This window comes from Amycolatopsis orientalis (genome assembly GCF_000943515.2).
GTDB lineage: Bacteria > Actinomycetota > Actinomycetes > Mycobacteriales > Pseudonocardiaceae > Amycolatopsis > Amycolatopsis orientalis.
In genome coordinates, this window is sequence record NZ_CP016174.1 from 6,198,525 (window position 1) to 6,224,790 (window position 26,266).

The 26,266-nt window shown below is 67.0% G+C and carries 23 protein-coding genes; 15 read left to right on the plus strand and 8 right to left on the minus strand.

The annotated features are described in order from the left end of the window. The first annotated feature begins 16 nt into the window (after positions 1-16). Positions 17-2,764, plus strand: coding sequence for a helix-turn-helix transcriptional regulator (locus SD37_RS26710; RefSeq protein ID WP_044849884.1), 2,748 nt, complete (start codon positions 17-19; stop codon positions 2,762-2,764). A 74-nt stretch (positions 2,765-2,838) separates the two neighbouring features. Here the strand turns inward: SD37_RS26710 and SD37_RS26715 are convergent, their stop codons facing one another. Continuing rightward, positions 2,839-5,205 carry a penicillin acylase family protein gene (locus SD37_RS26715; RefSeq protein WP_052674811.1) on the minus strand — a complete coding sequence of 789 codons (2,367 nt, stop codon included), beginning with the start codon at positions 5,203-5,205 and terminating at the stop codon, positions 2,839-2,841. A gap of 610 nt (positions 5,206-5,815) precedes the next feature. Between SD37_RS26715 and ccrA the strand changes: the two genes are divergently transcribed. The 4 genes from ccrA to SD37_RS26735 all read left to right on the plus strand — a co-directional run bounded on the left by ccrA (position 5,816) and on the right by SD37_RS26735 (position 10,772). Beyond that, the gene (gene ccrA / locus SD37_RS26720; protein ID WP_044849886.1) at positions 5,816-7,039 is read left to right on the plus strand and encodes a crotonyl-CoA carboxylase/reductase; all 1,224 of its coding nucleotides are present in this window, start codon (positions 5,816-5,818) and stop codon (positions 7,037-7,039) included. A 34-nt stretch (positions 7,040-7,073) separates the two neighbouring features. Beyond that, the gene (locus tag SD37_RS26725) at positions 7,074-8,666 is read left to right on the plus strand and encodes an HAL/PAL/TAL family ammonia-lyase (RefSeq protein ID WP_044849887.1); all 1,593 of its coding nucleotides are present in this window, start codon (positions 7,074-7,076) and stop codon (positions 8,664-8,666) included. After that, complete coding sequence (locus tag SD37_RS26730) at positions 8,663-10,471, plus strand: feruloyl-CoA synthase (protein ID WP_044849888.1); 1,809 nt, start codon at positions 8,663-8,665, stop codon at positions 10,469-10,471. Before SD37_RS26725 ends, SD37_RS26730 begins: the two co-directional genes overlap by 4 nt. Before the next feature lie 76 nt (positions 10,472-10,547). Further along, complete coding sequence (locus tag SD37_RS26735; RefSeq protein WP_044849889.1) at positions 10,548-10,772, plus strand: hypothetical protein; 225 nt, start codon at positions 10,548-10,550, stop codon at positions 10,770-10,772. Between the two features lie 61 nt (positions 10,773-10,833). On the opposite strand, the gene SD37_RS26740 is transcribed toward SD37_RS26735, so the two are convergent. Further along, a complete protein-coding gene (locus tag SD37_RS26740) occupies positions 10,834-11,385 on the minus strand; it encodes a hypothetical protein (RefSeq protein ID WP_044849890.1) in 552 nt (183 codons plus the stop codon). 66 nt (positions 11,386-11,451) lie between these two features. On the opposite strand from SD37_RS26740, the gene SD37_RS26745 reads away from it, so the two are divergent. Beyond that, entirely contained in the window at positions 11,452-11,748 is a 297-nt protein-coding gene (locus tag SD37_RS26745; RefSeq protein WP_044849891.1) for a YkvA family protein, read from the plus strand. 143 nt (positions 11,749-11,891) lie between these two features. Beyond that, complete coding sequence (locus SD37_RS26750; protein ID WP_044849892.1) at positions 11,892-13,001, plus strand: serine hydrolase domain-containing protein; 1,110 nt, start codon at positions 11,892-11,894, stop codon at positions 12,999-13,001. Positions 13,002-13,049: 48 nt separating this feature from the next. Here SD37_RS26750 and SD37_RS26755 read toward each other — a convergent pair whose 3' ends face one another. Together SD37_RS26755 and SD37_RS26760 are read right to left on the minus strand one after the other, a co-directional pair. Further along, positions 13,050-13,901, minus strand: coding sequence for a hypothetical protein (locus SD37_RS26755; protein ID WP_044849893.1), 852 nt, complete (start codon positions 13,899-13,901; stop codon positions 13,050-13,052). 38 nt (positions 13,902-13,939) lie between these two features. Then, positions 13,940-14,995, minus strand: coding sequence for a terpene synthase family protein (locus SD37_RS26760; protein WP_044849894.1), 1,056 nt, complete (start codon positions 14,993-14,995; stop codon positions 13,940-13,942). Positions 14,996-15,225: 230 nt separating this feature from the next. Between SD37_RS26760 and SD37_RS26765 the strand changes: the two genes are divergently transcribed. The 4 genes from SD37_RS26765 (at position 15,226) to SD37_RS26780 (ending at position 18,049) form a co-directional block, all read left to right on the plus strand. After that, positions 15,226-15,444: a hypothetical protein gene (locus tag SD37_RS26765; RefSeq protein WP_174567859.1), complete on the plus strand. Its 219-nt coding sequence runs from the start codon at positions 15,226-15,228 to the stop codon at positions 15,442-15,444. A 95-nt stretch (positions 15,445-15,539) separates the two neighbouring features. Next, positions 15,540-16,193 carry a hypothetical protein gene (locus tag SD37_RS26770; RefSeq protein WP_044849896.1) on the plus strand — a complete coding sequence of 218 codons (654 nt, stop codon included), beginning with the start codon at positions 15,540-15,542 and terminating at the stop codon, positions 16,191-16,193. 158 nt (positions 16,194-16,351) lie between these two features. Continuing rightward, positions 16,352-17,125 (plus strand): DUF2310 family Zn-ribbon-containing protein, encoded by a 774-nt coding sequence (locus SD37_RS26775; protein WP_044849897.1) that lies wholly within the window; start codon positions 16,352-16,354, stop codon positions 17,123-17,125. A gap of 339 nt (positions 17,126-17,464) precedes the next feature. Beyond that, a complete protein-coding gene (locus SD37_RS26780; protein ID WP_044849898.1) occupies positions 17,465-18,049 on the plus strand; it encodes a hypothetical protein in 585 nt (194 codons plus the stop codon). Positions 18,050-18,140: 91 nt separating this feature from the next. Here the strand turns inward: SD37_RS26780 and SD37_RS26785 are convergent, their stop codons facing one another. After that, a complete protein-coding gene (locus SD37_RS26785) occupies positions 18,141-19,049 on the minus strand; it encodes a TetR/AcrR family transcriptional regulator (protein WP_201788849.1) in 909 nt (302 codons plus the stop codon). Positions 19,050-19,235: 186 nt separating this feature from the next. Between SD37_RS26785 and SD37_RS26790 the strand changes: the two genes are divergently transcribed. Then, complete coding sequence (locus tag SD37_RS26790; protein WP_044849899.1) at positions 19,236-20,804, plus strand: MFS transporter; 1,569 nt, start codon at positions 19,236-19,238, stop codon at positions 20,802-20,804. Positions 20,805-20,835: 31 nt separating this feature from the next. Here SD37_RS26790 and SD37_RS26795 read toward each other — a convergent pair whose 3' ends face one another. Together SD37_RS26795 and SD37_RS26800 are read right to left on the minus strand one after the other, a co-directional pair. Further along, complete coding sequence (locus SD37_RS26795; protein WP_044849900.1) at positions 20,836-21,699, minus strand: hypothetical protein; 864 nt, start codon at positions 21,697-21,699, stop codon at positions 20,836-20,838. Between the two features lie 173 nt (positions 21,700-21,872). Further along, complete coding sequence (locus SD37_RS26800; protein WP_145926737.1) at positions 21,873-23,477, minus strand: hypothetical protein; 1,605 nt, start codon at positions 23,475-23,477, stop codon at positions 21,873-21,875. Between the two features lie 264 nt (positions 23,478-23,741). On the opposite strand from SD37_RS26800, the gene SD37_RS42805 reads away from it, so the two are divergent. The 3 genes from SD37_RS42805 (at position 23,742) to SD37_RS26810 (ending at position 25,579) form a co-directional block, all read left to right on the plus strand. After that, positions 23,742-23,897 (plus strand): hypothetical protein, encoded by a 156-nt coding sequence (locus SD37_RS42805; RefSeq protein WP_145926738.1) that lies wholly within the window; start codon positions 23,742-23,744, stop codon positions 23,895-23,897. A 104-nt stretch (positions 23,898-24,001) separates the two neighbouring features. After that, positions 24,002-24,508: a hypothetical protein gene (locus tag SD37_RS26805; protein ID WP_044849902.1), complete on the plus strand. Its 507-nt coding sequence runs from the start codon at positions 24,002-24,004 to the stop codon at positions 24,506-24,508. A gap of 174 nt (positions 24,509-24,682) precedes the next feature. Further along, complete coding sequence (locus SD37_RS26810; RefSeq protein ID WP_044850147.1) at positions 24,683-25,579, plus strand: SDR family oxidoreductase; 897 nt, start codon at positions 24,683-24,685, stop codon at positions 25,577-25,579. 6 nt (positions 25,580-25,585) lie between these two features. On the opposite strand, the gene SD37_RS26815 is transcribed toward SD37_RS26810, so the two are convergent. Further along, positions 25,586-26,206 carry a hypothetical protein gene (locus tag SD37_RS26815; RefSeq protein WP_145926739.1) on the minus strand — a complete coding sequence of 207 codons (621 nt, stop codon included), beginning with the start codon at positions 26,204-26,206 and terminating at the stop codon, positions 25,586-25,588. Positions 26,207-26,266 lie beyond the last annotated feature (60 nt).

The following is a 26,266-nucleotide window of genomic DNA, read 5'->3' on the forward strand; positions in this document are numbered from 1 at the left end:
CTATGGGGGGTTAACTATGTCCATCGCAGAAAGAGATGTCTTTTCTGACCAGCTGAACAAAGTGTTCGAAAACGGCGGCCGGGGTCGAGCCTGTCTCGTCTCCGGTGGCGTGGCCAGCGGTAAGACCGAGCTGCTGGAACGACTCAACGACCAGGCGATCAACTCCGGTGCGCTAGTCCTCAGCGCGACGGCCTCGCCGGTGGAGCAGACGCTCCGAATGGGTGTGGTCGGACAGCTGTTCCGCAACGCGGCCGTGCCCGAAGACGTCGCGGCGAAAGCGGAGTACCTGCTTTCGGCCGGCCTGCCCACCAGCAGGCAGCCCGACCAAGACCCGCCGGCCTTCGATCAGACGACCCTGTTGCTCGCGCAGGAGATCTGCGCGCTCGTGCTCGAAATGGCCAAGGAACGGCCAGTAGTGATCACCGTGGACGACGCGCATTTCGCGGACCGATCGTCCACCGACACCCTGCTTCATCTCCAGCGGCGGATCCGGTCCGCCCGGGTTCTGATGGTCCTCGCGGAACGAACCGGCGAGGGCTCGGCACGGCTCCGGACCGAGGTCATGCGCCAGCCGCATTCGCGGCACGTCCGGCTCCAGTCGCTGTCCGCCACCGGAGTCGGCGAACTGCTGGCCGAACGGCTGGACGGTATTCCCGCCGAATCCTTCGTCACCGCCTGCGCGGAACTGACCGGCGGCAATCCGATGCTGGTGTGCGCGCTGGCGGAGGACTGGCTGGCCGCCACCGCGACGGCCGGAAACGACCAGACCCCACCGTCGGCCCCGGTCACCGGCGAGAACTACCGGCAGGCGGTGCTGTCCTACTGTCACCGCGCCGATCCCGACGCCGCTCGCGTGCTGCGGGCGGTGGCCGTGCTCGACGAACTCGCCACGACAGCCAACGTGGCCAAGGTGACGGACATGTACCCGTCACACGTCGCCGACCTCCTCTCCCTTGTGGACGGCGGCGGGCTGACCGTGGACGGCCGGTTCCGTGACCCGGCGGCGAGGAACGCGGTGCTGGCCGACCTCGATCGCCAGGAGCACACGGCCCTGTACCTGCGCACGGCCAAGCTGCTGCACGACGAGGGCGCCGAGGCGGCCGAGGTCGCGGCCTACATCGCCGCTTCGGGAGAGTCCGGCGAGACGTGGGCGACCACCTTCCTGCGGGACACCGCGGAACAGGCTGTCGCCCAGGCGAATCTCCGGGCCGCCGTGTCCTATCTGGACCTCGCGCGGCGCACCTGCGCCGACGAGCGGCAACGTGCGGAGCTGACCGTACGGCTGGCAGGCGTGCAGTGGCTGGTGGATCCGGCCGCGGCCGGTCAGCACCTCAGCCGGCTCACGGCCGACCTTCGGCACGGACTGCTGGCACGGGAGCACGCGCCGCCGCTGGCCCGATGGCTGGCCTGGCACGGTTTCGCCGACGAGGCCAAGGAAGTGCTCGCTGGTCTCCGGGACACGATCGCCGACGCCGGCCCCGCACTGACCGCCGACTACCGGATGACCGTGCAGTGGCTGCGGTTCTTCCATCCGCGGCTGGTGGAGGACACCGTCGACCCGGCCTTCGCGGATCGGGGCGAGGCCGCCGGCAGCACCCTGTTCACCGTGCTGAAGGACGGCACGACCTCGGACAGCGTGCACGACGCCGAGCAGGTGCTGCAGAGCTGGCGGATGAGCGACATGCCCATCGAGTGCGCGTTGTCGGCGCTGCAGACGCTGTTGTACGCCCAATGCCCCAACCGTGCCACGGAGTGGTGCAAGGAGTTGCTGGCCGAGGCGGAGAACCGCAACGCGACCACCTGGCGGGCGATCCTCACCGATCTGCGCGCGGCGATCGCGCTCCAGCTGGGCAACCCGTCCGAGGCGCGTGCCCACGCGCTCAAGGCGCTGGAGATCATGCCGCCGCAGGGCTGGGGGGTGGCGATCGGTTCGCCGCGAGCGCATCTGGTGCTGGCCAACACCATGATGGGCAAATTCGACGAAGCGGCCGAGCAGCTCACGCATATGATGCCGCGCACGACGCACCAGACCCGGTTCTGGCTGCAGTACCTGCAGGCACGCGGGCACTACCACCTGGCGACCGACCGGCTGCACGCCGCGTTGGACGACTTCCAGATGGCAGGCGACCGCGCAGGCCGATGGGGGCTGGACTATCCCGCGCTCACCCAGTGGCGCAGCGACGCGGCCAGGGTGTACGTCCGCCTCGGCCGCGGCGATGTGGCTCAGCGTCTCGTCACCGAGGAGCTGGAGCTGCCCGGCAGCCGGGGGCCGCGGATCAGGGCGGTCGCGCTGCGGGTGCTGGCCTCCACCGACAATCTCCGCAAGCGGGTGCCGCTGCTGCAGGAGGCCGTGGACCTGCTCCAGCACTGTGGTGACCCGTACGAACTGGCCTACACCCTCGCCGATCTGAGCCAGGCCGGTCAGGTGCTGGGCGAGACGAACCGGGCCAGGATGTTCGCCAGGCGGGCGATCCAGCTCTCGAAGGTCGCGCACGCCAACGTGCTCCACAGCAGGCTGATCGTGCACAGCAAACCGCTGCCGGGCTCGGCCGAGGTCGCGGACGAGTTCAACCCGCTGGAGCCGCTGAGCACGGCGGAACGGCGGGTGGCGGTGCTCGCCGCGCTCGGCCACAGCAACCAGGAGATCAGCCGGAAGCTGTGCGTCACCGTGAGCACGGTCGAGCAGCATCTGACCAAGACCTACCGCAAGCTCAAGGTCAGCCGCCGCACCGACCTGCCCACCGAGCTGGCGGGTATCGCCTGACAGCTCTTCTCACCACACAAGGCAGCCCCGCACTTAGCCGTAGTGCGGGGCTGCCGTCCGTGGGGGCGGGATCGTCAGGGCTTCGGCACCAGCCGGATACTCAGGACGGTGTTCCGCTCCACCGCCTCGCGGCTGTAGACGAGCGGGACGTATTTGCCGGTGCGCCATTTCTCGGTCATCGCTTCGTAGCCCGGCGAATTCGGGTCACCGGATTGCCCGGGCGCGTTGATCATCTGCGCGGCGTCCCAGTTCCCGACGTCGAGCACCATCCGGAACGAGGGTCCGGCCAGGCCCTGGTAATCGACCGGGCTGTAGACCGAGGAATTCACCGTATGCCACGACCCGCCGATCGGCACCGGCCCCGCGTTCCACCGGGCGGCCGTCGCCTGGTCGACCTTGGGTGCCAGCGGATGCGCGAACGTCACCTGGTGCAGCCCGCCCCATTGCCACTGGGCCGGATCCGCGCCGCCGCGCCGCTTGGCGTCCGCCAGCGCGGTACCGAGGGTCCTCAGCAGCAGCTGGTCCCTGGCGGCTGCGCCACCGGCACCGAAGTACCGGTCCGGGTTCTCCATGGCGTCCATCAGCACCGCCTGGTCCGGCAGGAAGATCGCGCCTGCCACCGCCGGAGGTAGCACCGAGAACAGGAAGTTCGGCCCGAGGTGCCACATGAACCACACCTCGAACAGCATCGCGGGTGCGCTCCCCGCGTCCAGCACCCCGTTCCAGCTCTTCAGCAACGACAACGCTTCGGCCACCGCCGGATCGGTACTGCTCAACGGCTGCAGCAGCGTGACGAGCCGCCGCGCCTGCAGGGAGAGCTGGTCGTTCTGCAGCGTCGCGGAGTCGGCCGGTGTGCTGCGCGGCTTCGACCCGAGCACCTCGTTGATCCGCTGGTACCGCGCGGCATTGCTCCATTCGTAGCCCACCCCCGGCGTCGTCCCGTTGTACTCGTTGGCGGTGACGACGAGTCCGTTCGCGGGATTGTGGACGCGTGGCAGTTCCGAGGCTGGTATGAAGCCGTTCCAGTCGTATCGCCCGTCCCCCGGCACCGGGAGGAGTCCGTCGTACCCGGTGCGCCGCGGCGCGAGTCCGCCGACGGCCATGCCGATCTCCCCGGACGTGTTCGCGTACACGTGGTTAAGCCCGGGCGCGCCCCAGGTGTCCACCGACTGCTTGAACTCGCCGAAGTTCTTGGCACGCAGATGCTTCAGGCTGCCGTAATAGGGCGACATCCCCGGCTCCAGCCAGGCGGCACGCACGGCGTAGGCACGGTTGCCGGCGGTGTCCGTCTTGATCACCGGACCGTGCCGGGTGAACTGGAGCACGACCTCCCTGGCACCCCCCTCGCGCAGCGGAATCCGCTCGGTGACGGTGGTGAACTTCTCCCAGCCGCCGCCGTAGCGGTACCGGCTCGGATCGGCGGGATCGAGTTCGTAGACGTAGAGATCTTCCTGGTCCATCGCCGAGATCGTCAGGCTGAACCCGGAGACCTCGTTGTGCCCCAGCGAGATCCCGGGTGCGAACGGCTCACCGGCGCCGATCACGTCGAGCCCTGGCGCGTTCAGATGGGACACGTACCGCAACGCGGGCGCCGGCAGGGCGCGGTGCGGATCCGAAGCCAGCACCGGTCGTCCGGTGCTGCTCCGGTTCGTGCCGACCACCCAGGCGTTGCTGCCCTCGGGTGCCTCGACGAGCGGGTCGGCCACGTTCGCACCCGCGCTGAAGTCCAGCCCGCCCGTAGCGAGGGTGAACACCCGCGTCACATCGTCGGGCAGCGCGCACGGGTCCAGCCCGGCCGGAACCGGCGGGCTGTGCGCGGGTTCGAGCCGGACCCGGTACCGATCGGCCTCGATCCCGCCGGCACAGGCGATCTTCGCGCGCGACACCTCGCTTCTGAGGTTCTGGCTGAGCCCGTGCGCGCGGATCCGCACCACGTCCTCGGCGCTCCAGCGGGCCGGGGAATAGCCCAGTTTCCGGAACTCCTCGGGCAGCGCGGCCGGATTGGCGGCCAGGAAGTCCACATAGGCGTTGACGCCCTCGGCGAACCGCGTCGCGGCGAGCTTGCCCTCCGGACCGTATTTGGCCCACTCCTGCGTCATGTCCTTGCGGTAGAGGAACAGCCGGGCGGCCCTGTCCTGCTCCGCGAACGATTCGCCGAGTACTTCGGAAAGCAGGCCCAAACCCTTGCGCCGCCACAGGTCCATCTGGAAGATTCGATCGCGGGCGGCGCCGAAACCCTGTGCCAGGAACACATCCGGGGTGTTCCGCGCGTAGATGTGCGGTACACCCCACTTGTCGACCAGCAGGTCCACCGGTTCGGTCACGCCGCGCACCTGCTGCGTGACCGACGGCCAGCGAGTAGTCGCGTCGGCCGTGACGGGTGGCATCCCCGCCAGGCCGACAAGGAAGACCGTCCCAAGAAGACACAGCCGCCAACGCATCGCACTCTCCCCCTGTTTCACCCCGTCTCGCGGCACGGGTGGGATTGCCGAACGTGTCACGGAAACACGCGAACATCCGAGCCGTCTTCGCGCACGGCGGCACGACGATAGTTTGTCGTCCGCACGCTACTGAGGGCCTCGACGGGAAAGCAGCCCCTAGCCGCCACCAACTGACCCCTATTCGTCGCGAAACACTCGATTCGCCGCTGACAACCGGTGTTACCGCTGGTATCCGGTCGCGGTACTGGGTGCCTTAGGGGCATCGCTAGGGGTTGACGGTCCCCTCGCGCGACGGACATCCTGGGAAACCCGGACGCACCGACGCGGGAATCTTCTTTCCGGCACCATACCCGCGACTTCCCGAGAGTCATTTCTCCGCGAAACCTCACTGCCGGACGAACACGGAGGCTCAGCACCATGGCTGAATTCCTGCTCGACGGCGTCATGTTCGGCACCCGCCCGACCGACCCGGGCACGCGCGGAATACCGGGGAGCGGCGCGAAGCGATCAGCACAGCGAATAGTTGACCTTGGGGGCTACTTGCACAGAGGCCGCTAATCGAGTGTATTGCCGTTGAATTCCCTCCTCACGATCGCAGGAAAGTGCCTCAATGGGAAAAAATCTCTACGATATCGGGGAACTCCCTCCCGTGGGTTATGTCCCGGATCAGATGCATGCGCAGGTAATCCGCCAAGACCGCTACGGCCAACCGGACCAAGCGTTTCAGCACGAGGTTCTGCCGACCCCGCGGCCCGGATACGGTCAAGTCCTCGTCTTCGTGATGGCCGCGGGGATCAACTACAACAACGTGTGGGCCGCCCTCGGCAAACCGCTGGACGTCATCGCGATGCGGCAACGGCACGGTGCGCCGGAAGACTTCCACATCGGCGGCTCGGACGCGGCGGGCATCGTGTGGGCGGTCGGTGACGGTGTCCGCCAGGTCAAGGTCGGCGACGAGGTCGTCGTTTCAGGCTGCCAATGGGACGAGCGTGCGGCGGACATCCGAATGGGTGTCGATCCGATCGCCTCGGTGACCCAGAAAGCCTGGGGCTACGAATCGAACTATGGTTCGTTCGCGCAATTCGCCCTGGTCGACGAGTACCAGTGCCATCCCAAGCCTGTCCAGCTTTCGTGGCCGGAGGCGGCGTGCTTCATGGTCTCGGCGGCGACGGCGTACCGGCAGCTCTGCGGCTGGCAGCCCCATACGGTCCAGCCGGGCGACGTCGTCCTCATCTGGGGTGGCGCCGGCGGACTCGGTTCGATGGCCATTCAGATCGTCCGCCTTTTCGGGGGTATACCGGTCGCGGTGGTATCCACGGAATCCAGGGCGGATTACTGCAAGGCACTCGGCGCCGCCGGCGTGATCAATCGCAATGATTTCACTCACTGGGGCCCGATCCCGGACGCGGCGGACGCCGCCGCGACGAAAGCATGGATGAGTGAGGTCAAAAGGTTCCGTTCCACTCTGTGGAGCATCGTCGGCGAGGGCCGCAACCCGCGTATCGTCTTCGAACATTCGGGTAAGGACACGCTGCCCACTTCGGTGTACGTCGGTGACAACGGCGGCATGATCGTGATCTGCGGCGCCACCACCGGTTACCACGCCGACATCGACCTGCGGTTCCTGTGGATGCGCCAGAAGCGGCTCCAGGGATCGCATTTCGCCAACGCCAAACAGTGCCGCGCGGTGATCGAACTGGTGGGAGCGAAACGCCTGGACCCGTGTCTGTCGACGACGGTGGGATTCCACGAGCTGGGGCAGGTGCATCAGCGGATGCACTCCAACGAGCTGCCTCCCGGCAACGCGGCCGCCCTCATCAACGCGACCGAGTAATACTCGCAGGATTGCACTAGGAGGAGCCCGGCCCATGTCTTTGACCACCTCGCACCAACTTGACGAGATCTCCATCGACGGTCGCGAACTGACGATCGACGAGCTCGTACTCGCCGCACGATCTCCTGGTACGCAGGTGTTCGCGCTATCCGCGGATTCGCGGCGGCGCATCGAAGCATCCAACGCCCTCAAGCACGAGCTCGTCACGTCCGGACTGCCGATCTACGGCGTGACCGCGGGATTCGGCGACAGCAACACCCGCCAGGTTTCGAAGCACAAGACCGCCCAGCTGCAGGACAATCTGATCCGCTTCCTGTCCACCGGCGTGGGTCCGTACGCCACCCCGGAAGTAGCTCGGGCGACGATGGTCGTCCGGGCCAATTGCCTCGCCCGCGGTGCGTCCGGGGTGCGCCCGGAACTCATCCAGACCATTGTGGACTGCCTCAACGCGGAGATCCTGCCGCGTATTCCCGAGCGTGGCTCGGTAGGCGCCAGCGGCGACCTGGTCCCGCTCAGCTATCTGGCCGCCATGATCACCGGACAGGGCACCGTGTCCCATCGAGGTGTCCTCAAGCAAGCGGCGGACGCGTTGCGAGAGTGCGGGATCCAGCCGCTCACCCTGGAGGCCAAGGAAGGCCTCGCGCTGGTGAACGGAACGTCTTTCTCTTCGGCGTACGCCGCGCTCGCCGTGCACGACGCCGAGCGTGTCGCCGAGGTCGCGGAGTGCTGCACCGCCATGGCGAGTCAGGTACTCGCCGGAAACCCTGGCCACTTCGCGGAGTTCCTGTTTCTGCAGAAACCGCACGACGGGATGATGACCAGCGCACGCGCCATCCGGCGGTTGCTCTCCTCCGTGGCGCCGATCGACGAACCCACGATCCATCCCGATGTGAACTTCCGCGAACTCGAACAACCGATCCAGGACCGGTATTCGATTCGCTGCGCCCCGCATGTCATCGGGGTGGCACGGGACACGGTCGGCTGGGCACGCAAGTGGCTCACCGTGGAGGTCAACTCGTCCAACGACAATCCCTTGTTCGACACGGCTTCCGGCACCGTCCACAATGGGGGGAACTTTTACGGTGGACACGTCAGCCAGGCGATGGACTCGGTGAAGACGGCCGTGGCCAGCGTCGGCGACCTCCTGGATCGCCAACTCGAACTGATCGTCGACGAGAAGTTCAACAACGGGCTGACCCCCAACCTGATCCCGCGGCTCGCCCACGACAATTTCGAAGCCGGCCTTTTCCACGGGTTCAAGGGAATGCAGATCACCGCGTCCGCGCTGGCGGCGGAAGCCCTCAAGTGGACGATGCCGGCGACGTCGTTCTCCCGGTCGACCGAAGCGCACAACCAGGACAAGGTCAGCATGAGCACCATCGCTGCCCGTGACGCGCGCTCCGTCGTCGAACTCGTGCAGCAGATCGCCGCGATCCAGCTGATCGCCCTGTGCCAGGCGGCCGACCTCCGCGGGCTCGACTACCTCAGCAGCCCGACGCTCGCCGTCTACCACCAGATTCGCGCGGTGTCCCCGTTTCTCGACCGTGACCGCGCGCTCGACGAGGACATCGAGCAGGTCACCGCCCTCATCAAATCCGGCGAACTGACCATCGATCCCATGCCATGAAAGAAGTCTTCGCGGAGCCGGCGATCACGTGCGAGAACGGGGCGGACGGCGTACGGATCCTTCGTTCCACCGAGCCGCTCGGGCCCTACCCGCGCTCGCTCGCCGATCCGCTCCGCACCTGGGCACGCGAGACGCCTCACCAAGTCCTGGCGGCCGAACGCGGTCCGTCCGGTGACTGGCTTCCCGTCACGTATGGCGAGGCGAGAACGCGGGTCGACGCGCTGGCCCAGGCGTTGCTCGATCGTGGTCTCGGACGGACGAGCCCTTTGCTCGTCCTGTCCGGGAACACGATCGACCATCTCCTGCTCACGTTGGCGTGCTACACCATCGGAGCACCGATCGTTCCGGTGAGCGTGGCGTACTCGGTACGGTCGGACACCCACCTTCGCCTGCGGGCGATCACCGAACTCGTGCGGCCCGGCCTGGTGTTCGCCGACGATGGTGAGCTGTTCGGCCCCGCGCTCGACGCCGTGACCGCTGTCCGCGGCCCGGCCTGTCGCGAGCTGGTGGCCCGCAATGCCCGCGGGCCACGCCACGAGTCACTCGATGAACTGCTGCGGACGACCGTGACCGCCGACGTCGATCGGGCGTTCCAGGCGGTGACCGGTGACGACGTCGCCAAGATCCTTTTCACGTCGGGATCCACCGATGTCCCCAAAGGCGTGCTCAACACGCACGCCATGCTGGCCGCCAACCAGCAGATGCTCCGGCAGATCTGGCCCTTCGTGGCAAGGACCCCGCCGGTGCTGACCGATTGGCTGCCGTGGAGCCACACATTCGGCGGTAATCACAACCTGCATCTCGCGCTGCGCAACGGCGGAAGTCTCTTCATCGACAACGGGAAGCCGACGCCGGATCTCTTCGACCGCACCCTGGAAGCACTGCGGTCCGCGCCTCCCACCATTTGTGTCAACGTCCCGGCCGGCTACGCCATGCTCGTACATCGGCTCGAGCAGGACCACGAACTCGCGTCACAGGTTTTCAGTGCGGCCGAACTGATCCTCTATGCCGGAGCCGCGCTCGACGGCGGCCTCCGAGGCCGACTTCACCGGCTCGCGAAAAAGGCGACCGGACGCGACATCCCCGTGGTCTCGTCCTGGGGAGCGACCGAAACGGGACCGGCCGCGACTTCGACCTACGGCTCGGCCCGCGACGGCATCGGTGTGCCGCTGCCCGGGGTCTCGGTCAAGCTCGTACCCCACGGTGCCCGTCAGGAAATCAGAGTGCTCAGCCCCTCGGTGACCGCGGGCTATGTCGGCATGAACAACGACACCGTGTTCGACGACGAGGGATACTATCGCTCCGGTGACGCTGTCCGGCTCGTCGACGACGACGATCCTCGCCAAGGCTTGGTGTTCGACGGCCGTATCGCCGAGGATTTCAAGCTGTCCAGCGGAACGTGGGTCGCACCCGGGCGTCTCAGGGAGACCTTGCTCGCCACGACCGGGATCCTGGCCGACGCGGTGGTGGTGGGAGCGGACCGATCGTCCGTCTCGGCGTTGTGCTGGCTTCGGCCCGGACGCCACAACGAAGATCCGGACGTGCGGCTGCACCTGGCGCGCAAGCTGGCCGAGCTGAATCAGGGCGCCGGATCGGCCTCCCGGATCGAACGTCTGCTGCTGGTCACCGAACCACCCAGTCTCGATCACGGTGAAATCACCGACAAGGGCTACATCAACCAGCGCGCCGTCGTCACCCGGAGAGCGGCTCTGATCGCTTCGATGTACCAGGAGCCGCTGGATCCTGCTGTCGTCCGCCCGGCGTACGCGGCGCCCCCGGCTGCCGAACTGCCCGCTTCGACCTGACTAGCGTCTGCGGGTAGTGGGGGCCCGATGCGGAGTCGTCGGGCGCTTCGCGGTCGTCGTGGCGCGATGAGTCGTCGTGGTCCGCGTCGTCCCCGGCGTCTGCTGGGTCGTGGTGGTCGTCGGGGTTCCCGGCGGCGACGTCGTCGTCTTCACGGGACCTGTCTCCACCGTCTTCGGGGCCTTCGTGGTGGTCACGGGGACCACCTGGCCCACGCCCGGCCCGCCCCCGGCGCACGCGCCGAGCAGCACACTCGCGCTCACCACCAGGCCACAGCACCACACCCGCATGGCCGGACCCTAACAGCCGCCGCCGCCCCGTCCGGCCACTTCGATGTGATCTCTTCGGCCCTTGGGACCGGAGATCACGGCCAGTACGGGCGAGCCCGTTGCGCGGAGCGGACGATGGCTCTTCCGTCGATCGTCGTCGCGGTGGCGCCGATACCCATTTTCCGCCACTCGATGATGAACTCGAAGGGACCTGGCGGAGGGAGCGGCCAGAGCCAAAGGCGCTGTTCGCTCTGGTAATACCGGTCGTCGCTGCTGAATCCGCTGCCCGCGTCGACGAGCCTGGGAACCTCCGGCCGAGCGGCGGGATTCGTCCAGCCTTGGTGGACGTCGCCGACCGTACTGGCCTTCGAGCCGTCGGGAAAGCGGACTCCGAACTTCAGGTCGATGTCGGTCGGTTCGGGAGGGAAACCTCTGGTGGCCTGTCTGTCGGTCAACGCCCTCCAGGCCGCCTCGTCCAAGGAACCCCGCCGGACGGCCGACTGCAGGGTGAAACAACAGCCCTCCCGAAAAGCGAGAACGTGCTGCAACGCGACGACCGTGTCGTCCGTCCTGACGACGAACTGCTCGATCGGTACGGGATGGCCCAAGATGTCGTCGGGCGGTCCCCGCCAGGCATCTCTGTGCATATCCCCCCTTCCCGTCCTGACACGGCTACCATCGGGCAGCCGCGACCTTGCGACGAGAGGAGATCCGTGGACTCCCTGCCGGCGACACTCGGCGTCGTGGCCATCGTGGTGCTCGTCGTCCTCGTCTTGGCCGCACTTTTCCTCGTGATCAAGCTGGTCCGGAAACACCGTCAGGTCCACCGGCCGGACACGCCGGTGCCCACCAAGATCGCCTATTGGCTTTCTCTGGTCTATACGGTTTTCCCGTTCGATCTCTTGCCGGACCCGATCTACTTCGACGATATCGTGGTCCTGGCCGGCGGATTGATCTACGTCGGCAGCTCGCTCAACAAGAAGACGCGCGACGACCGCCGCTTGGACTGAGAACCGCGAACCGAATCGGGATGCGATCGCCGGGTGTACTGCTCTGTTCGAGTGGTTGTGTTTTTCCGTTACGGCGCCCGCTGATCACCCGCGGCTAGCGTCGGCAGGGGAAATCCGGAATCCGAGGGGAGATTCACCTCATCATGCACCGAAGATTTTCACGCCCTTTGAAGAAGCTCCAGCTCGTGGCCGCGCTCACCGTGGCCGGCCTGATCACCACCACGGGCACCGCGCTCGCCGACACCAGCGCCGACCGCGACGTCGTGCAGGAGGCGCTGGACCAGATCACCGCGAGCGGCGCGGCCCTCGGCGTGCAGGCCAGGGTGACCGACGGTCGCCAACGGTTCACCGCGCGCTCCGGCAAGGCGGAACTGGGTTCGAACCGCCCGGTGCCGGAGAACGGCCGGTTCCGTATCGGCAGCATCACCAAGACCTTCGTGTCGACGGTGCTGCTGCAACTCTCGGGCGAAGGCAAGGTCGCCCTGGACGCGCCGGTCGTCCGCTACCTGCCCGGCCTGGTCGACGGCCGCATCACCGTGCGCCAGATCCTGCAGCACACCAGCGGCCTCTACAACTACACCCAAGCCCTGCCGCTCAGGCCGGACGAGTTCGAGCCGATCCGCTTCAAGCACTGGACGCCCGAGGAGTTGCTCAAGATCGCCACCGGCAAGCCGCTCGACTTCGACCCCGGCACCCGGTGGAGCTACTCCAACACCAACTACGTGGTCGCGGGCCTGCTGGTGGAGAAGCTGACCGGCCGGCCGTACGAGAAGGCCGTCGAGCAGCGGATCCTGAAGCCGCTGCGCCTGAGTGACACCGAACTTCCCGGCGACGACGTCGACATCACGGGGCCACACGCCCACGGCTACGTGACCGTGGCGGGCAAGCCGAACGACATCACCCGCATCAACCCGTCGGTCGCCTGGGCCGCGGGCGAGATGATCTCCACGACCCGGGACCTGGACACGTTCGGCGTCGCGCTGGCGAGCGGCAGGCTGCTCAAGCCCGCGCAACAACAGGAGATCACCAGGACCACCGCGGTCAGCCCCGGGTACGGCCTGGGCCTGCAGGTGGAGACCCTGCCGTGCGGGAGCAAGGTCTGGGGTCACGGCGGAGGCATCCCCGGTTACTCCTCGCAGCTGCTGACCACGCCCGACACCACCAAGCGGCTGGAGCTCTCGGTCACCAGCGCGCCGACCGGCGGCGACGCCGACGAGGCGCTCCGCAAGCTGCTCACCGAAGTGTTCTGCTGACGAGAGAGGTGCCCGTGCTCTCCCTGCCGAAAGCACGGGCACTCTCGGCTACGAAGCCGCCACGGTGGCACGGACGGGTTCCTTGGCCTGCGTGGCGAAGTGGGCGGTGACGATCGCGCCCGACATGGCCAGGATCAGGCCCACGATGGTGAAGGCGGCGAAGCCGTCGCGAACCCTGTCGTCGAGGAAGACCAGGCCGATGACCGAGGACAACGCCGTGTTCGTGGTGAACATGATCGCGTTGACCGCCGTCGCGCCGCCCTTCTGCAGGGCCAGTGCGAACGAGACCGCCGCGGCCAGGCCGTTCAGGATCATCGCCCACACGGCCGGTTCCACCAGGATCGCCCAGCCCGACGACGAGACGTCCAGGGTGCGCGCCGAAATACCGACGACACTGAAGCCGACACCTGTCGCGAAGCCGAGCACCTGCGCGGCCCACGGTCGGTCGAACCGCCTGACGTACCACGCGATCGCCCCCACGACCAGCGCCATCGCGGGCAGGACCCAGCGCCAAGCCGACGGGAGCACCTTGGCCGGCCCTGGCTGCGCCGACAGGCCCAGCAGGATCAGCCCGATCGCCCCGACTCCCAGCGCGACCCAGCCCGGCGCCGCCAGGCGCGTGCCCATGAACGCCGAGATCGTGGCGGTCACGCCGACGCTGAACGCCAGCACCGACTGGACCAGGAACAGCGGCAGCCGATGCAACGCGGCCGCCGCGGCGGTGAAGCCGACCAGGTCGACGCCGATGCCCAGGAAGTAGACCCATTGGCGCCGCAGGTGCACCAGGTCCAGCGCGCTGCCGCCATAGGCGCCCGCGCGACGGACACCGATCGACTCCAGCACCGAGCCGGCACCCGAGGCCAGCGCGGCCAGCAGCGCGAGGACGTATCCGACGATCATCCCCGCAGTCTGTCAGCCGTGGTCAGCCCCGCTCCCCCTCAGGTCCGCTCGCCGCGCGACAGAGGGACCCGGGCTCGATAACGTGCCGCTTTGACGTGCCACGCGAGTATGCCGGACAAGTAGTCACTCGCACCTTCCACCCAGGCAGCGAGATCGGCACGTTCGGCGTCATTCAGCTTCAGCCGTGCGGCAGCTTCGGGAAGTTCCACGTCCAGCGTGTATTCGAACTGGCGCAAGCGCGCGCTGACGAGGTCGTTGGCGATACTCACGGCCTGCGGCAAGGGACCGCCCAGTAGATTCTGGACGCTCAAGACCAGGTTGGTCGCACATCCCTCGTCGTCGATTTCCCGTTCGTACGAGAAGATATCGTTGCTCAGGGCCATGTAATCCATAAAGGAATCGAGCAGGACCTGGATCTCCCGGCTGTTCCTGATCTTCTCGGGAATCGTCACACCGGTGGAAATGTCCACATAGAACGCCGCGGTGTACGAGCCGAAGGTCTCTCTCCTCAGCTGTACATATTCCACGAGGTCGAGGACCCTGCCCGTCGCGAGGTGGACCATCTCCTGGATCGCACCGGCGCAGAACCGGGTTATCCCGTCCTTCCAGTCTCTACGCCAGCGTGCCGGTCGCGACTCGATGAGCCGGGGCCACAGGTCTGCCAGCCCTTCCTCCACGGCGTTCCTCGGCGAGGGAACGGGTTCATCCGGCGTCAGCGGCATGAAGGTCGGCAGGCGTTCGATATGCTCTCGTGCACCGTCGGTATCCCTCGTGACCTTGTACCGGCACTGGAAATGATCGTCGAACGCGAAGTACCAGACCATGATGTCGTGGAGCAGCGCAGCTGCACGAGGCGGCGCGACAGGCCAGCAATAAGCAGTCAGCTCAGGTGCGGCGATCGTGTGGAACACCGACAAGTCGTCCCAGACCGCCCAGTCGTCGGGATGCCCACCGCCGCTGAGCATTCCCATGGCCCGGGCCCAGGATTCCGACCGCTGGAGCAACATGTCCAAGTGAGGGTTCACCCGCGCCTGGAACGGCATGGGGAACTTGAGGGGTTCGGAGACCTCCCGATGATCATCGTCCAGACTCACAAGTCCTCCACGTCTCTCGGCCGGCCTGCTTGTCCTCCTTCGCGACGATGTCAACGACCTCTGACATTAAGCCACTCTCAGAGGGCTCGCGTAGAGGTGTTCTTTGGCTTCACCCGAATGAACCGGGCATTCACCATGAGCGTATCGACGCAGCGGACAGCGGCACCGAGGCACGACGAAAGTCCACTATGGCCACAGCGGCGGCGAGTTCCTCGACCTCGCCGGAGGACATGACTCATCCCGGGCCCCGCCGTGCTGTTCGCGATCAGCCGCGCCCTGGCATACGGCAGGCGGAGCGCGCTGATGACCGTGACGGCGGGGCGATCGGCAGTTTCGTCGCCGCCACGGCCGTCGCCATCGGGGTAGGCGCCATCATCCAGACCTCCGCCGTGATCTCCACCGAGATCAAGTTCGCCGTCGGTTTGGCCGTCAGCCGCCGCAAGGAGTAGGTCGAGAGCCGAGCGGGGACCTCGTCGCGCCACGGCTACCCTACCGAGCACAGCGGCGGTGCGCGTGCCCGAACGTCGCCGAAGGGAGGCCCGGGATGGACGGACAGACGATCGTGGCGACGATCGCGGCGAGCGTCTCTCTCGTCGCGATGGGCATCACCGCCTGGCAAGCGGCAGAAGCACGCAAAGCACGGAAAGCGACGGAGAAGCAAGTAGCGACAGCGGAAGCCGCCCTGAAGGCTGCGCTGGACCAAGCCGAATCGGCGAAGGAGTCCGCGTCCGCCGCTTGGCGGGCCGCCGACAGCGCGGAAACCTCGGCCCACGCCACGCAAAGACAGGCGGACATCGCCGACGCCGCCCTGCAGGACGCCCGCGCCGTCCGAGACGAAGCGGACGGTCCAGAATTCGAGCTGAAACCGGGGACTTCGTCGAAACCGGGCAAGAAGGCCGTGGCGGTCACCATGACCAAGGGCCCTCAGGTCCGGGTCACACTGACGGCCGTACGCCCCGATAGTTCGGTGCCTCACGAGGAAGTCTCGGTCGCCGCGGAGAACCGGGTTCACACCTTCGTGCGGAACACGACCCGCGAATTCGTCATCGACTGCGCTCAACCCGGCAATCCTCGGCTGGTGTACCTCCGCATCGAACTCACCTGCGAGGAGGTCCGCGGCCGGAAACGCAAATGGGTCCGCTACGAAAGCGTCAGCTTCCCCGGACCGACGAGGTTCCGCGAACTCGGTCATCGCTGACCAGGAGAACGCTCTCCGCTTCCGAGATGACGCACCCTGGACGCCGTCGAGGGTGAAAGTCCGCCCCGCGGGCATGACCCGTAGGGCCACCTGCACCATGTACGGCCACAGCGGAAATCGGGTGGTCGCGGGCGGGGGAGCGGTGTGATGATCTTGCCATGGTCCATGTCATACAGCTGACCTTCAAGAAGGTCAGCGTGCTGCCCGTCGCAGACGAGGACGCCCGGGCCGGCGCGATCAGCGGGCTGCTGGGCGCGCTGCGGCAGAACGGCCAGATCCTCGGGCAGGACTGGCCGGTCTTCGATACCGGCCCGGAGTACCGCGCCGTGGTGATGGTGCCCGAGCCGGTCAGCCTCGAGCCGCGACTGCACAACCAGTGGGTCCGTCGCGGCCTGGACGGGCTCACGCCAGCTGGGCTGGACACACCGCTGGTCGAGGTCCTGGGTCCGGATCCCGGAAGCGCGCAGCCGTGCACCTGCCGGGAACCCGGCGGGTACCTGCTCTGGACCACCTACCTGCACGTGGAGTCGCCGCTACGGTGCCTGGACTGCTTCGGCCCTGTCCCGCTGTACCGGATCCCGCCGACCGACCCGTCCAGCTACAACCTGGTCATGTCCTGGCAGTCCGATTACCAGGCGTGCGACACGCTGCAAATGAACTGCTCGACCTTGGAATACCCCGGCCTGACCGAGATGAGCGGTCTACGCAGCAGCCTGACCCGACGCGGCCGCGACATCTGCGACCGGATCACCGAGTCCACCGGACACCCCACCTACTACTACCTGTTCCGGTATCACGGCCGCCGCCGCGGGGAGGAACAACTCAGTTGCCCATCCTGCCACCGCGGGTGGCGGCTGGCCGAGCCCTTGCTCGATCATTTCGATTTCCGATGTGACCACTGCCGGCTGCTGTCCAACCTCGCCTGCGACTGACCTCGCCCTGCGAACGCACCGGTTCAAGCCCCCCGCGGCCGTCCGGTCTCACAACTCACCCGCGAACGGACTTTCCCGGCTACGGAACACATTTCACTGGCAACGGCTTCCAGGATCGAGGAAGGCCCCGCTCTGTTCGCTATCCCGAGGTGTGGTCACTGTTCGCAAGCAGGCCCATCGAAGATTCACCCGGCGAAGATCACCAAAACTGCCCGAAGCACGATTTTCCTTGCCACGGAACAGTTTACTCGGATCCGTAAGGACTCCGAAAGGTTCGGAACCCACGCCCCGAAGGCTCCGTCGGATCGCCAATTCAGATCCGCGCGAAAGGTGAATCCGATGACCTGTCCAAGGCCGGCCGACCAGCAGCACACCCCGCCCTCGACCGTCGAACCCCGCGTGGCCCTCGGGATCCTGGTCGCGGTTATCGCCTTGATCGCCTTCTGCGTCACCGGCTTCGCCGCCCCGGGGTTCCTGCTCCGCAAGAGCGCCGGGATCTCGTTGCCCGCCCCGTCCTCCAGCCCGGCGACAACCTCCACTCCGATGAGCAGCCCGAGCAGGACCACGGCCGGCCGCACGACCCGCCCGAGGGTCACCGTGACCGTACGCCCGGCTCCGAAGCCGCCCGCGGAGGGTGTTCAGGTGGTCATGAACTTCCTCGCGAAGATCGCAGGGAGCGACAGGGCGGGTGCGGTGGCGGCGGCCTGCGAGGCGCGGAAGCGGTTCATGGACGACAAGATCGACTCACTTCTCCCGCTAGGTTCCCGCGTCGAGGTCACCAGGGCCGGCGGAACCGCCAAGTTCGTCCTGGCCGACGTCACCGGAGTCGTCAAAGGACGGTCCGCCAGGGGCACCGTGATCGCGGATCGGACGGCGGACGGCGGCTTCTGCATCACGACTTTCAGTATCCGCGAGGCGCGATAGAAGTCTCGGTGGACACCTTCGGGATCCGTCCACGAGATCCAGTTCCTTCTGAACCCGGAGGACAGTGCTCGGTGAGTCGTCGCGTGGGGACCTATCGGCTCGCGGGGTCGGCCTGGTCGTCCGCGGACGTCCTGGGGTGCGCGGCGGAGCCGTCTGCCGTAGCGGAGGCTTCGATTCGCCGCCGTTCGAGGTCGGCCGCGATGCCGTCCAGGACACCGTCGAGACCCGCGGCGAACAGGGCGTCGAGGTTCCAGGGGTCGGCGCCCGCGCGCATCGCGGGGGCGAGCCGCGGGTACGCGCCATGGTCGAAGATCCGGCGGCGTTCCTCGTCCCGGGTGCGCGCCGACCGCGGCGCGATGGTCCGCGCCTGTCGTTCCGCCTCCACATCGCTGACGTAGGTCAGGGCCACACCCTGCACGTAGGAGGCGAAGGTGAACATGTATCGGAAGGCGTCGGCAGGGTCGAGGCCGAGTCCGTCGAAGGAGGAGAAGGCAACTTCGCTGTCTGCCGCGAGTGCCGGACTGGAGTGGATCCGGGTCGTCACGAGGACCTTCGACAGGATCCACGGGTGGCGGTGGTAGAGCTCCCAATCGCGATAGGCGGCTCGTTCGAGGCCGTGCCGCCAGTCACGCGGCGGCACGTCGGGCAGCGGGGCGTCGGCCAGCGCGGCCTCCACCATCAGAGCCACCAGTTCGTCCTTGGATGTCACGTGCCGGTACAGGGCCATGGTGCTCGCTCCAAGGTCTGTGGCGACCCGCCGCATCGACAGCGCGTCAAGCCCTTCGGCGTCCGCGACCCCGATCCCCGCCCTCACGATGCGCTCGATCGTGAGATGTGGAGCGGTGCCGCTCTCCTCCGGGACGTCGACCAGCTCTTCCGTCCTGCGCGCCCGATAGGCCCGCGCCTGGCAGGCCCGGGAACAGTAGCGCCGCGGGCGTCCCCGTTCCGCGGGCTCCAGCGCCCTTCCGCAGGACATACAAGCCGACGACTCTGCCATCATGCCCCTTATCGTCACAAGCTACGAGGTTGTGACGAAATTCTATCCCACATCGATCACATCGCACTGAACAGGTGTTTCTCGCGCGAATAATTCGTTTGCTGCCGCCCGTGCCCGCATGTGTATCTTGTACGCGTTCATGCGTATTAAGTACGCAAAACGTGACGAAATAAGCTCGGGAGCGACGGAATGATCGAAGAAGGCAAGAGAGCCGGAACCAGGCAGTGGGCCGGACTGGCCGTCCTGGTCCTGCCCTGTGTGTTGGCGTCCATGGACCTGTCCGTCATGTTCGTCACGCTCCCCTCCCTGACGGCCGACCTCCAGCCGAGCAGCTCCGAACTCCTGTGGATCATGGACGTCTACGGCTTCCTGCTGGCCGGCCTGATGATCACGATGGGCACCCTCGGAGACCGCATCGGACGACGGCGAGTGCTCCTGACCGGCGCCGCGGCCTTCGGTATCGCCTCGGTCCTGTCCGCCTACACGTCCAGCCCCGAAGTGCTGATCGCGGCACGCGCTCTCATGGGAATCGCCGGGGCCACGCTGGCCCCCTCGACCCTCTCCTTGATCCGGAACATGTTCCATGACGACCGGCAACGAGCCACCGCCGTCGGCGTCTGGACGGCCGGCTTCGCGGGCGGCGCCGTCATCGGACCCATCATCGGCGGTCTGCTGCTGGAGCACTTCTGGTGGGGCTCGGTCTTCCTCGTCAACGTCCCCGTCATGATCCTGCTGCTGACACTGGGGCCGGTGCTGCTGCCCGAGTACCGCGACTCCAGGCCAGGCCGGTTCGATCTGCTCGGTGCCCTGTTGTCCCTGGTCGCCATCCTCGCGGTGATCTATGGCATCAAACTGATGGCCGAGCACGGCTTCGGTTGGACCCCGGCCGTCAGTGTCCTCGCCGGCCTCGCCGTGGGCGCGTTGTTCATCCATCGCCAGCGCACGACCGTGAACCCGATGATCGACCTCGCGCTCTTCCGCACTCGCCGTTTCACCGTGCCACTGCTCATCAACGCACTGGACACCTTCGCCATGATCGGCTTTTCGCTGTTCAACTGGCAGTTCATGCAGCTGGTGCTCGGCATGAGCCCCTTCGAGTCCGCTTTGTGGTCGCTGCCCACGTTCCTCGTGATGCCCGCGGGTATCGCCCTGGCCACCGCGATGGCGCACCGGATCGGCAAGCCCGCCGTGATGGTCGCCGGCCTGGTGGTGGCGACCGCCGGATACATCGGGCTGGCCCTGATCCGCACCGACTCGGGCATCGGCTATCTGGTCGGTGCCCTGACCGTGGTCTCGCTCGGCATCGGCGGCGTGGCCGCCGTCGTCACCGAGGTGATCTTGTCCGCCGCACCGCCGGAGCGGGCCGGTGCCGCCTCCGCGCTGGCGGAGACCTCCGCCGAATTCGGCGGCGCGCTGGGGATCGCGGTCCTGGGCAGCATCGGCACCGCCGTCTACCGCTCACAACTCGCGTCCCAGGCCCCCGCCGGCCTCAACCCCCCGCAACTGGCGGCAGCGGAGGAAACTCTGGGCGGAGCAGTCGACACCGCACTGGCGCTACCGCACCAGACCGCGGAAGCGTTGCGGAGCGTGGCCTTCCACGCCTTCACCCACGAGATGCGGATCGCCGCGATGGTCAGCGCTCTCGTAACGGCAGGCGGAGCCATCCTGATCGCCGCCATGCTCCGAGCCGCGAACACAACCCAGCACGACGGCCACGACCAAGCCGACGAACCGCCCACCATGAAATCCACGTCGTGACTCGCGGGGCTCCCATCGGCGATCACCGGGCTCAGTTCGGGTCCAGTTCGCGCCACCGGCCTGGATCGTTGAGGCGTTGCAGCCGGAGGGCCTCGTCGTGATAGCCGCGTCGGGCCTCGTCCTCGGTAGCGAAGGCCAAGGGTTCACCACGGGCCTCCGTAGCGGTCACGTACCAGCGTCCGTATTCACAGTTCTCGGGCAAGCGGCCCAGCCGGATCTGGAACGACTTGGCCGGATCGGCGGCGGCGAACTCCCAGCGCGCCACCGGGATGAGATCACCGCGGCCGGCGATCCAGTCCCGGAAGGACTCGACCGAGCGCATCCCACCTCGTTCGGAAGACCAGCGTTCCAGGATCGCCGGGTCGATGAGCAGGTAGGCGGCCAACGCCCGGCCCGCCTTCGACAGGCCGTACTCGGCGGGCAGGTCTCCGTCCATCCGGTCCCCGTACTCCCCGAGGAGGCCAGCCAGTTCCAGTGTGTCGAGGTGGCCCGCGAGCAGCTCCTCACGGACAGGAAGGATGCGATGCAGCCACCCGTCACCTTCCTCCCCCATGTTGAATCCCTCGTCGTCCTCGGCGTAATACCGGAACCGGAGCAGCAGGTCACTCCCTGCGCGCTCCACAGCGAGCCCCTCAAGGCCATCTCCCACGGCGTAACCGGCGGCAGTCGTCTCCGGCAGCACGCTTTGAGGTACCCGGAATCCAACCTGGCGGGGTCCGTGGTTGTCGAAGTAGAGCCAGGCATCGAAGGTCTTCTCGACGAAGGCGTTCATCTCCGAGGAGTGATCTCTCCCGCTCATCGAAGCGGCGAACGCGGTCGCGGAGACGAACGGCTGCCCGGGCAGCATCCGCAGAATCGACTGCGTGTCCTCGTCCAGCACACGGCCCACCACCACACCGGCAACGTGACGGAAGTGTCGCTCGTAGTCCCGGTTCCTGCGCCTGCCCACGTGTGATGATCCCTTCACATCCGTCCCGCTCAGCCCGGCCCCGCCGCCATCGCACGGTCCTCACACCCGGGGAACCCGGCACCTCAAGTCGTGGAGTGGCAGGCCCATAACGGCAATCCTTACTTCGGCGTGCGCAAGTCGAGTAACGGAAACTCCTTGGCGACGCCTGTCGCACGGGAGAAGACTGCCTGGCCGGTGGTCCAGGAACGTGCCATGTCCTCTCCGAAGACGCGAGCCAGCACCGGTGCGAGCCGCGGGGTGGCCTCGCCGATCCGGTTGAGGTCTTGAAGGAACCGCAAGCGCCTCGGTGGTCTCGGCAGCCGTGACAAGGTTTGTTTCTTGGCACTCGCTTGCACGGACGCGAACCCGAGGTTGAGCCCTGCCGTCACCTGGAACTCAGGACCGGTTGGCTGCCATTTCCGGACAGCGTCGCGCAGATCCTCCAACTTGCTTTCCAGCTCCCCCAACGCGATGTCTCCTTGCGCTACCCGGAGGTGCAGGTCGGTGAACCACGAGCGCAGGTTCTTCGCCTTCCTGGTCTCACGAAGACTCAGCGCCGCTTCGATGACGTTCGTGGAGGAGTCGGCTTCGTGAAGGACAGCCGCCAGGACGAACGGCAGTTCGACGTCGACATACAGTCCCGCCGAAGCACCGCGATCGGCGACGACCCGATTGATCTCACGGGCCCGGCACGCCCGCAGATACTCGAGGGTCGCCACCACCTCAGCTTCGCTGACCCCGGCACGACGGTTCTCGACCGCCTCCTGAAGCACTGCGAACGGGGCACGCAACGGGTGCGGCATGTACGAGGCGGCCATCGAGTCGGCGAAGCGCTGGTAGTAGAGGGTGGCGCAGACAGTACGGAGCACATCCCCTTCGGCGAACTTCTTCTCCACCAGGTTCGAGCCCGCCACCGGGATGCCGAAGAACTCCTCGGCCCCCGCCTTCGTCCTGTCCTGCCGTTGCCGGGCCCATTCCTCGGCCGCGATGAACCTCTCGGCGGCGGTGGTCGTCGCCTCCAGGACACGGGCCCTCTCCCTCAGCGCGCGGACGCGCTCCTCCAGCACTTCGACATCTTGCTCGCCGGCCGTGGTGGGCGGGATCGGCCCGGCGGCATCGCGTTCGTCCCGGATCAGGTACAGCAGGTGAAGGAATTCCATCGTTTCGCCCAGGTCGGGGAAGATCCCGCTATCGGAGTAGCCGGTTTCGAAGTACGCGCTGGTGATGTCCAGGAACGTGCCGAGCGCTCCTTCCTGTGCCAGCCGGGCGATGTAGCCGGCGAACAGTTCACTGTCCACGCAGTCTCGTGCCAAGACGGCGGACACCGCCACGGAGTCCAACCAGTCGCCGTCCTCGACCACGGACAGCACCGTGTCCAGACCGTCGAACTCCGGCGGAAGGCTCAGGGGTTCCACCAGCGTGGTGTCCGGCCAGAGCGGCCGGCGCCGGAACCGCATCGCCTGCCGCGGCTGCGGATACCACGACCGCAGCAGCCCGCGGCCGGTGCCGATCTCGTCGAAGAGCACGATGTTCTGCACCAGCTGACCCAGACACGCCAGATCCACGCAACAGCGCAGGTCCTGGTTCAGCTCGTAGTCCCATTTGCCGTCACCGGTCCGATCGACGAGCCCTGGCGCGTGGCGAAGATCCGGATCGAGGACGCGTAACGCGCCTTGCAGGGTCAGGTTGTCCATGACGACCATGCCGGCGACCACCCTCCCCATCGGTAGCGTGCAGGTTACCGCCCCCTCACAGCACCGGCGACCACCCGCAACGCACTCTCATGGCGCTGACAGCGCTGAGGTGACGCACACACGTACCGACGACGGCGCGTCACGACAACTCAACGCCCTACCCACGAATGACCGCCCCGAAACCCTGAGACGCGGCGCGCGGCGGTGTTTGACGTGACTCCAGTGTGGGCAATACGAGCCCTGTCCCCATCGCGGCGGCGGATCCCTCCTGCCGCACCAGGAAAGTGAGTCACCATGATCGTGCTCGGAGTCATCATTCTCGTGATCGGCTTTATCGTCGACATTCCCGTACTGACCACCATCGGCGCCGTTCTCGCCGTCGTGGGCGTGGTTCTCGCGATCCTCGGCGGCACGGGACGCAAGGTAGGCGGCCGCGCCCACTGGTTCTGAGCCTCATGTCGTTCGTACCGAGGGCCCCGGTCCGCGCTTCGGCCGGACCGGGGCCACGTGCTTACGCGTAACACTTCCAGTCCACCGCACCAACGAGGACCACCATGCCTGAGCCGACGCCGGAACCCGTCCCAGCCGAACTTCGGGCCCTAGCCGCCGACGCCGAAGCTCTCGCCGAGCGGACCGCGGAAGTGGCCGCCCGCCTCGAGGCCGCGGACGACAGCCACTTGCAACGCCTCGCCCAGCCGATGAACGAAGCCACCGACGATCTGGCCGGCTACACCGGCGAGATCGCCCGGGCCGCCGAGTACCTGACCCGCGTCCGGGTCTCCCGCGATCCCCATCTATGCGACGTCCCCTGGGGCATCTGTCCTGTCCACGGCGTCACCTTGCACTCGCTCGGCGACCGGGCCTGGTGCACCACCACCGGTTGCGGCAACACGTGGGACTACGACCGGCTGCACACCCCCTGCACGGAACCGGCCGCGGCGATCGCCACCGATCGCGACGGCGCGACCGGCTCGCTCTGCACAGCCCACGCATCAGACGCCGCACAGCGACTGGACGGATGCAGCATCGAGTACTTCGATGACACGGCGGCGAACAGTTGACCGGCTTCCTGCACCGCAGGCCGACCATTTCGGGCTGATGCCCGAGACCGACCAGTTCGAACATACGAACCCGGGTGGGTGAGCGTAATTCAGCCCTCGGCGGGTTTTGTCGTGGCGGACCGGTGGTATCAAGGCGGTGACTTCGAACCCTCGTCCCCGGTTCAGGAGGCGAACATGACGGAAGACCAGCACAGCCAGGAAACCGCGGAGCGGCATCCGAGCCCGGAAGAGCAATCGGGGCAACAGCAGCGACACCCCGGCTCGGGCGAAACCATGGATCCTCCACCCGACCACGGTGAGGAGTCCTATCGCGGCAGCGGGCGACTGCTGGACCGCAAGGCCGTGATCACCGGCGGTGACTCCGGTATCGGACGGGCCGTGGCGATCGCTTTCGCCCGGGAGGGCGCCGATCTCGTGCTGTCCTATTTGGAGGAAGAACAGGACGACGCCGAACGCACCGCCGAACTGGTGCGCGAAGCCGGCAGGCGCGTCGAACTCGTACCCGGTGACATTCGCGACGAGCGTCACTGTGGGCACATCATCGACACGGCGGTGTCCACCCTCGGCGGCATCGACGTGCTGGTGAACAATGCCGCTTACCAGATGAGCAGCCAAGAAGGCCTGCTCGGAATCTCCACCGAGCAGTTCGACCGCGTACTGAAGACCAATCTCTACGCGATGTTCTGGCTCTGCAAGGCCGCCGTGCCGCATATGCCGCGAGGGTCGGCCATCATCAACACGTCCTCCATCCAGGCCTCGCAGCCGTCACCGGAGTTGCTCGACTACGCCACGACCAAGGCGGGGATCGCGAACTTCACCAAGGGGCTCGCACAGGATCTGGCCGACAAGGGCATCCGGGTGAACGCGGTCGCGCCGGGTCCTATCTGGACGCCGCTGATCCCGGCAACCATGCCGAAGGAACAGGTCGAATCCTTCGGTGAGCAGGTGCCCATGGGCCGGGCCGGCCAGCCCGCCGAACTAGCACCCGCCTACGTGTTCTTCGCTTCGCAGGATTCCAGCTATGTCAGCGGCGAGATGCTGGGCATCACCGGCGGCCAGCCCCTGACCTGAGAGGCGCTAGGCCAGTTCGTTGACCGTTTTGCCGTCCCCGTCCAGGATCTTGATGGTCGGCCGGTCGTTCTCGTCGACCTGGAGCACGATTCGCGGCCGCCCTTGGGAATCGCACAACACCAGCTGCGCGCCGAAGTTGGTGTGGCAGCCAAAGGCCGCGCGCGGCGTGGCACGGACACCGGGCCCCGCATCGGGATCCGGAATGCCGTTGATGGTCAGGCCCGCACCACCTACGCCGTCCTTCGCGGACAGGCTGAGATTGATCCCGTCCACCGCGTGCGGATAGTCGAAGGCGATATGGCCGCCGCTGGGATGGACGAGCAGGCCGCCCTTTTCGTCACCGGTCTCGTCGTTGAAGATCAGATAGGACCCGTTCTCCGGTCCGGAGCGCCGCTCGGGCGGGTAGGTCTGGCCGTCGATGATCAGCGGCGGCTTACGACTGTCGAGCAGGAACCGCTGCCGTCCTCGCTTGTCCACCACGGTGAACGACGGGCTCACCTGGTGCTTGCCTTCCACCGTGGAGTCCACAGTGGACTCCGTCGCGGCCGCGGTGCCGCCTGCCAGTAACGCGCCGCCGGCGGTCGCCGCCATCCCGAAGGCCGCCCGTCGCCCGAGATCTCCTGCCATCGTCCAGTCTCCTCAAGTCGGTTCCCGGACGCTAGCAAAGATCATTGCGCGATGTGACAG

Coding starts and splice junctions, on each gene's coding strand:
- SD37_RS26730 (WP_044849888.1), top strand. CDS start 8,663: ATGAAAGAAGTCTTCGCGGAGCCGGCGATCACGTGCGAGAACGGGGCG.
- SD37_RS26790 (WP_044849899.1), top strand. CDS start 19,236: ATGATCGAAGAAGGCAAGAGAGCCGGAACCAGGCAGTGGGCCGGACTG.
- SD37_RS26750 (WP_044849892.1), top strand. CDS start 11,892: ATGCACCGAAGATTTTCACGCCCTTTGAAGAAGCTCCAGCTCGTGGCC.
- SD37_RS26740 (WP_044849890.1), bottom strand. CDS start 11,385: ATGCACAGAGATGCCTGGCGGGGACCGCCCGACGACATCTTGGGCCAT.
- SD37_RS26800 (WP_145926737.1), bottom strand. CDS start 23,477: ATGGGGAGGGTGGTCGCCGGCATGGTCGTCATGGACAACCTGACCCTG.
- SD37_RS26770 (WP_044849896.1), top strand. CDS start 15,540: ATGGACGGACAGACGATCGTGGCGACGATCGCGGCGAGCGTCTCTCTC.
- SD37_RS26765 (WP_174567859.1), top strand. CDS start 15,226: ATGACTCATCCCGGGCCCCGCCGTGCTGTTCGCGATCAGCCGCGCCCT.
- SD37_RS26710 (WP_044849884.1), top strand. CDS start 17: ATGTCCATCGCAGAAAGAGATGTCTTTTCTGACCAGCTGAACAAAGTG.
- SD37_RS26725 (WP_044849887.1), top strand. CDS start 7,074: ATGTCTTTGACCACCTCGCACCAACTTGACGAGATCTCCATCGACGGT.
- SD37_RS42805 (WP_145926738.1), top strand. CDS start 23,742: ATGATCGTGCTCGGAGTCATCATTCTCGTGATCGGCTTTATCGTCGAC.
- SD37_RS26805 (WP_044849902.1), top strand. CDS start 24,002: ATGCCTGAGCCGACGCCGGAACCCGTCCCAGCCGAACTTCGGGCCCTA.
- SD37_RS26775 (WP_044849897.1), top strand. CDS start 16,352: ATGGTCCATGTCATACAGCTGACCTTCAAGAAGGTCAGCGTGCTGCCC.
- SD37_RS26780 (WP_044849898.1), top strand. CDS start 17,465: ATGACCTGTCCAAGGCCGGCCGACCAGCAGCACACCCCGCCCTCGACC.
- SD37_RS26815 (WP_145926739.1), bottom strand. CDS start 26,206: ATGGCAGGAGATCTCGGGCGACGGGCGGCCTTCGGGATGGCGGCGACC.
- SD37_RS26715 (WP_052674811.1), bottom strand. CDS start 5,205: ATGCGTTGGCGGCTGTGTCTTCTTGGGACGGTCTTCCTTGTCGGCCTG.
- SD37_RS26810 (WP_044850147.1), top strand. CDS start 24,683: ATGACGGAAGACCAGCACAGCCAGGAAACCGCGGAGCGGCATCCGAGC.
- ccrA (WP_044849886.1), top strand. CDS start 5,816: ATGGGAAAAAATCTCTACGATATCGGGGAACTCCCTCCCGTGGGTTAT.
- SD37_RS26755 (WP_044849893.1), bottom strand. CDS start 13,901: ATGATCGTCGGATACGTCCTCGCGCTGCTGGCCGCGCTGGCCTCGGGT.
- SD37_RS26785 (WP_201788849.1), bottom strand. CDS start 19,049: ATGATGGCAGAGTCGTCGGCTTGTATGTCCTGCGGAAGGGCGCTGGAG.